Below are 6,276 nucleotides of genomic sequence, written 5' to 3'. Positions count from 1 at the left end.
TTAAAATAGGTTACAAGAAAGAATTAAAGATGTCCCGCTTCACCTTGGAAGGGCAACAAATTTGGGGAAAATATATCTAAATTAAAAATCAAAGTTTGCTTGACTTAGCTAGTGTTTTGTGTTAATGTCATTGTGGTTACTAGTGAGAATTATGTGATTTAAATTATTGAATTTCCAAATTGTTGAGTGCGAAAATTTTGAGGTTTTTAGAGCAATTAGTGTCATAAACACTAGTTTCAAGTGAGAAACGTACGAGCTGGATTTTCGCAAATCCTTTTGAGCCTTTAAGATGGAAGATACAAAAATATTGTCGGATTAGGAATATATAATTGAAAGAACTAGACTCGATAAAGTGAAGTGCAGAAAAATGGTATTTTAATTGCAAAATCTTATTTTTATAAAGTGCTCATAAGTGATGAGATACTCTAAGACCTAGTAAAACCCGATATGGCTGATCAATCTTTTTATGGCTTTCTTCCTTTGAATAAACAGGATTGGATCGCCAAAGCATTAAAGGATACCCAACTCGATAATTTTGATGAATTGGTTTCCTATAATACAATAGTGGATATTTCTATCCCGCCAGTATTGCTAAGTGAAGATGTTGAAAAGTGGGATTGGTTAAGGGCGTATGATATTGGTAAAAGGGAAGATGAGGGAAAAAGAGAGTGGGATAATATTTCTTGGGTGGACTTGGACCACGATGACCTATCCACATTTCAGTCTGTTTTGTCTTTTGGTATTGAAGGGGTAGTCATGGAGTGGTCTGGGGATGGAGATTTAGAGGAATTACTTTCTGATATCCATCCTGAAAATATCTCCATTTGGCTTAAGCCTAAGAAAGATCCAGCAATGGTTCTAGAGGCCTTTTTGAAATGGTTCCATGCAAAGGGTTTGCCTCTGAGTGATTTAAAGGGAGGGTTTTTATGGGACTCTCTTCTGCTTTCTTTTGAAGAAAAGGTTGACCAGTTCAAGTTAAAAGAAGAAACAATAAAGGTATACCACATGACCAAAGAGTTTCCATTTTTTAGGGGGCTGTGTTTGGATTTTTCTATTTATCATAATGCAGGAGGAAATACCACCCAGGAATTGTCGTTTGGGTTATCTGCGTTAATAGAGTTGATGGACTTTATGACTGAAAAGGGAAATGCTCCAAGAGATATCTTTTCCAATCTCTTTTTGCTCACTGCAGTGGGGGGAGATTATTTTATGAATATTTCCAAATTGAAAGTGCTGAGGGTTATGGTGTCCCAGCTTGCAAGACTTTATGGATTCGATTGGAGTTCAGATGCTATCTACTTTTTTACTACATCAAGTGTTTGGACCAAGGACATTATGGAACCAAACAATAATATGGTCAGAAATACGGCAGAAGCTTTGATGGCAATTCAAGGTGGATGTAATGCACTTTTAATTCTTCCCCATGATTCTGGTAGTGCAAAGGTTTTTGAACGTAGAATATCATCCAATGTGTCCAATTTAATTAAGTATGAAAGCCATTTTGATAAAGTGAATGACTTGACTGCTGGCGCCTATTTTTCATTGTTTCTCATGGGGACTATTTATGATAAAGTAGAAGAAATATTAAAGGAAATAGAAAGTAAAGGAGGTTGGGCTAGCTTGGTAGCTAGGGGTGCTATTCAGTCGCAAGTCAAAGAGGTAAGGTCACAGAGAATATCAAGAATGATATCTGGTGAGGATAGTGTGGTAGGCTTGAATAAATATGTTCAAGGAGAAATCTTTGAGTCAGGATTTGACTTTGAAGAGACTACTCAACAGTTGAAAGCTGTTTCGAGGAGTTTGATTTTTTATAACAGTAAAAAGAAAGGAAAATGAGGCCAAACCTGAACCAACTAAGTCAGCAAAGAAATGTAATTAATAAAGTTATATCCTCAGTGCATTTGTGGGAAACATCAGGTAAGATAAGTGTGCCGACTAGTTTTGATACAGAAAAGATCAAGGAGCTGGGGCATGTGAAATATGGCTCTGGGATTCCTCCTTTTTTAAGGGGACCCTATAGTACCATGTACAAAACCAGACCTTGGACAGTTCGTCAATATGCTGGCTTTTCGACTGCTGAAGCTTCCAATGAATTTTATAAGAAAAACCTGGCAGCAGGCCAGAAAGGGCTGTCTATTGCTTTTGATTTAGCTACCCATAGAGGTTATGATTCTGATCATCCAAGAGTGCAGGGAGATGTAGGCAAGGCAGGAGTGGCGATTGATTCGGTGCTGGATATGAAGGTGCTTTTTGATCAAATTCCTCTTGACCAAATGTCTGTTTCCATGACCATGAATGGGGCTGTTATTCCAGTAATGGCATTTTACATTGTAGCCGCTGAAGAACAAGGAGTAAATCCTGATAAGTTGAAAGGCACTATTCAGAATGATATTTTGAAGGAGTTTATGGTTCGAAATACATACATCTATCCTCCAGAACCATCAATGAAAATCATTGCTGATATTTTTGAATATACTGCTAAACATATGCCACTTTTTAATTCCATTTCCATTTCGGGCTATCATATGCTAGAGGCTGGTGCCACACCCGATTTGGAGTTGGCTTTCACTTTATCTGATGGTTTGGAGTATGTGAGAACAGGCTTAAAGGCGGGCTTGGCAATAGATGATTTTGCTCCTCGGCTTTCTTTTTTCTGGGGTATTGGCATGAATCATTATATGGAAATAGCCAAGATGAGGGCGGGAAGGTTGTTATGGGCAAAGTTGATGAAGCGCTTTGATGCTAAAAATCCCAAATCCCTAATGCTGAGAGCACATTGCCAGACATCAGGATGGTCACTGACCGAACAAGACGCTTTCAACAATGTAGCTCGAACAACTGTGGAGGCCTTAGCTGCGGTTCTTGGACATACACAGTCCTTGCATACCAATGCTTTTGATGAGGCCATAGCCTTACCGACTGATTTTTCTGCTCGAATTGCCAGAAACACCCAATTGATCCTGAGAGAAGAGCTTGGGCTGACCAGCAATGTGGATCCACTTTGTGGAGCAGATTACTTGGAATATTTGACAGATCGGTTGGTTGAAAAGGCTTGGGAACATATCCAAGAAGTGGAGGAGCTCGGTGGTATGACCAAGGCTTTGGAATCAGGTTTTCCTAAAAGAAAAATAGAAGAGGCTGCAGCCAGAAAGCAGGCAAGGATAGATAGTGGTGAAGAGATCATTGTTGGGGTCAATAAATTTGTTTCGGAGAAAGATCATGACTTTAATGTCCTTGAGATAGATAATGAGGAAGTGCGTAAAAAGCAAATAGAAAGAATTACTCAATTAAAATTGCTGCGGAATGAGGAAAAAGTTCTGTTAAGCTTGGGTGAGCTTACAAAAGCGGCAAAAAGTGGTTCGGGAAATTTGCTCGAATTGGCTGTGGATGCTGCTAGAAAAAGAGCTACATTAGGAGAGATCTCAATGGCTATGGAAAAGGTGTATGGAAGACATAAAGCAAGCGGAAGCATTGTCTCAGGAGTTTACATTAAAGAATCCCAAGATAGTGAAGCGGTCAAGAATGCTATTCTATTATCAGACAAGTTTGAGCAATTCGATGGAAGGAGACCAAGAATATTGATTGCTAAAATGGGGCAAGATGGCCACGATAGGGGGGCAAAGGTGATTGCTACAGGTTTTGCAGATATGGGCTTTGATGTGGATATTGGGCCTCTTTTTCAAACACCAGAAGAGGTGGCAAGGCAAGCCGCCGATAATGATGTGCATATTGTTGGTGCGTCTTCTTTAGCAGGGGGGCATAAAACATTGATTCCACAATTGATTCAGGCATTAATTGATTTAGGTAGAGGGGACATTAAAGTAGTAGCGGGAGGAGTTATCCCTCCGCATGATTACGAGTTCCTAAAAAGTAAAGGTGTTTTAGCTGTCTTTGGTCCGGGAACCGAATTGCCCAAAGCAGCGATTGAGATTCTTCAAACATTAATGAAGGGTTGATTTTTTTAAGGCTTTATGAAGGAATTAACATTATTATTCGATGAGAAATTAACCAAGGAAGTTGAGGAAAAGGTTTTACCACTTTTAAAGGGGCATTTAAAAGCAAAGGTTCCTTTTGGTAATGAGCTCAATCTAAACTTATTAAAGGATGATTTGGTTGTCACTTATTTAAGTGACAAAAAACTGAAATTGTTGGTTCCGCTTGCAATTAGTCAAGGGTGGACCATGGCTTTTTTGCCCCATCCAGAAATGGTCCATGGGCGACAAGGTTTTGGTATTGGAGCAAACCTGGAAAAGTCGGTCAAGCATATTCTGGAAAGTGAATCATCAAAACAGATTGATGTGTTATTGGTGAATGGTGATCCTGTGATCAATACCGTTATCATTGGTGAGTCGATGGGAGTGATGTATGGAATCGCTGAGCTGTCCTGGCTAAAGCAATTTTTGGAGAAAGTGAAGAATCTTTTTGGAATGTTAAAGCGGGTTTTCCTGCATCCATATACCATTGTGATTCCACAAGAGGAGACTGAAAATGCAGAAAAGGAAAGTAAGAAAAGTGAGATAAATACAGCTGCATTAGGAATGGTCATAGTGCAACATGGTCGAAGTTCATTGTTGAGAAGGAGGGTTTTGGAGGATAGTTTTGTGGATGATGGCATGATGCACAACTTGGTTTTGGCTCCACAAAGTGTAATGTCTCTCATAGGGTTTGGTTTGAAAAGCTTTTTCAGATCAAGCAAGAACCCCAAACTACCTTCATTTGTAGCGCATATTAGGACCCGTAAAATGAAGATTTCTAGTCAAGAGACTATGGGGTATACTGTGGATGGTGTTTCTCAAAATGCTCAAGAAATTGAATTAGAGGTAAAGAATAAAGCTTTGCAGATTATTCCAGGGAGATATCTAGAGACCGAAGCGAAAGCAAATAATAAAGAAGTTTTTAAAACACAGCTTCTGCCAAGAGGAGAGGCAAAGGAGGAATTGTTAAAGGGACCACTTCCGTATATCTACCATGCTACTACGGAGGAATTTAAGGATCTGTTTACCCAGCTGAGGGAAAATTCAGTGCCCAAATCCAGTTATTTGGTATTGATGGTTTTATCCACGCTTATCGCTACATTGGGGTTGTTTTCAGATTCCTCTCCCGTGATTATTGGAGCGATGATCTTAGCACCATTGATGGCTCCTATAATTTCATTAAGTATGGGAGTGCTCAGGCAAGATAAACGATTGACTTTAAATAGCCTTAAGACAGTAGGACTTGGTTTATTACTTGGGTATATCTTTGCTGTGCTATTGACTCGGCTTACTCCTTTAAACATCCTGAATGAAGAAATTACTGCGAGGATAAGGCCAAACTTATTGGATTTGGGCGTAGCGGCGGTTTCAGGTGTGGCCGGAGCTTACGCCCATTCGAAGAAAGAAATCGCAAAAACCTTAGCAGGTGTGGCAATTGCTGTTGCTTTGGTTCCTCCGCTCGCAGTGTCTGGAATCGGCTTAGGCTGGGGAGATTGGGCTGTGTTTTCTGGAGCCTTATTGTTACTGGTTACTAACTTGGCAGGGATGATTTTGGCTGCGGCGCTTACCTTTCTTCTCCTTGGCTTTAGTCCATTTAGATTGGCAAGAAAAGGTTTGGTGTGGTCATTTTTTTTGGTAGTTGGAGTAAGTGCACCCTTGGCATTAGGTTTTTCTGAGATGGTTAGGGAAAATAAATTACTGAAAAATCTAAGTGGCTATCATATTGAAGAGGATGTGACACTCAGGAATGTAAAGATTAGGAGTTTGCAGCCTATAAGTATTTCTCTGACGATTATTTCAGAGCATGCCCTAAAAGAAGGGGAACTAGAGCGGATAAAAAAAGAAATTGAAGGGTTGGTAGGCGAAGAGGTGATCTTGGAAGTGACTATTGGGGTAAAGATGAAATGATTTGAATAAAAAATAAAAGGTTGACAAAATGATGTATTGCCAACCTTTTTAAATTATACACAGGAAATTTTAATTTTCTTCTCCTCTTAGTTTGAAAACCGCCCCTTCCAATTCCTCACTGATTCTGATTTGACAAGCAAGCCTACTGGTGTCAAACATTTCCGGCAAGGCCTCCAGCTGGTCAAGCTCCACATCAGTGGCTTCACCAAGTCCATCTTTACCTTCCAATACTTCTACATGGCAAGTAGCACAAAGTGCCATCCCGCCACAAGTGGCCAATACAGGGTATTCAGATGCTTTCAGAACCTCCATTAGGCTCAGGCCCATGTCGTCAGGAGCCTCAATTGATTGACGGTTTCCGTCGTGATCTTCTACTTCAAATGTTACCATGCCG

At 40.0% G+C, this 6,276-nt stretch carries 4 protein-coding genes; 3 read left to right on the top strand and 1 reads right to left on the bottom strand.

Annotated elements, in window-relative coordinates:
- The first annotated feature begins 447 nt into the window (after positions 1-447).
- Genes JL001_RS23090 through JL001_RS23080 form a run of 3 tightly spaced genes read left to right on the top strand, consistent with a single transcriptional unit; the run spans position 448 to position 5,882 of the window.
- Positions 448-1,836, top strand: coding sequence for a methylmalonyl-CoA mutase family protein (locus JL001_RS23090; RefSeq protein WP_200980258.1), 1,389 nt, complete (start codon positions 448-450; stop codon positions 1,834-1,836).
- Positions 1,833-3,956 (top strand): methylmalonyl-CoA mutase, encoded by a 2,124-nt coding sequence (gene scpA, locus JL001_RS23085; protein WP_200980257.1) that lies wholly within the window; start codon positions 1,833-1,835, stop codon positions 3,954-3,956. Before JL001_RS23090 ends, scpA begins: the two co-directional genes overlap by 4 nt.
- Positions 3,957-3,971: 15 nt before the next feature.
- Positions 3,972-5,882, top strand: a complete 1,911-nt coding sequence (locus tag JL001_RS23080) for a DUF389 domain-containing protein (protein WP_200980256.1) — start codon at positions 3,972-3,974, stop codon at positions 5,880-5,882.
- Between the two features lie 69 nt (positions 5,883-5,951).
- Here JL001_RS23080 and JL001_RS23075 read toward each other — a convergent pair whose 3' ends face one another.
- Positions 5,952-6,272: a 2Fe-2S iron-sulfur cluster-binding protein gene (locus tag JL001_RS23075; protein ID WP_192012080.1), complete on the bottom strand. Its 321-nt coding sequence runs from the start codon at positions 6,270-6,272 to the stop codon at positions 5,952-5,954.
- Positions 6,273-6,276: the final 4 nt, after the last annotated feature.

The organism is Echinicola sp. 20G, from assembly GCF_015533855.1.
GTDB lineage: Bacteria > Bacteroidota > Bacteroidia > Cytophagales > Cyclobacteriaceae > Echinicola.
Note: the sequence above shows the minus strand (reverse complement) of the source record. Positions and strands in the feature narration are given on the sequence as shown.

Bases quoted from the DNA above. Each gene is read 5' to 3' on its own strand.
- JL001_RS23075 (WP_192012080.1), bottom strand. From the start codon at position 6,272: ATGGTAACATTTGAAGTAGAAGATCACGACGGAAACCGTCAATCAATT.
- JL001_RS23090 (WP_200980258.1), top strand. From the start codon at position 448: ATGGCTGATCAATCTTTTTATGGCTTTCTTCCTTTGAATAAACAGGAT.
- JL001_RS23080 (WP_200980256.1), top strand. From the start codon at position 3,972: ATGAAGGAATTAACATTATTATTCGATGAGAAATTAACCAAGGAAGTT.
- scpA (WP_200980257.1), top strand. From the start codon at position 1,833: ATGAGGCCAAACCTGAACCAACTAAGTCAGCAAAGAAATGTAATTAAT.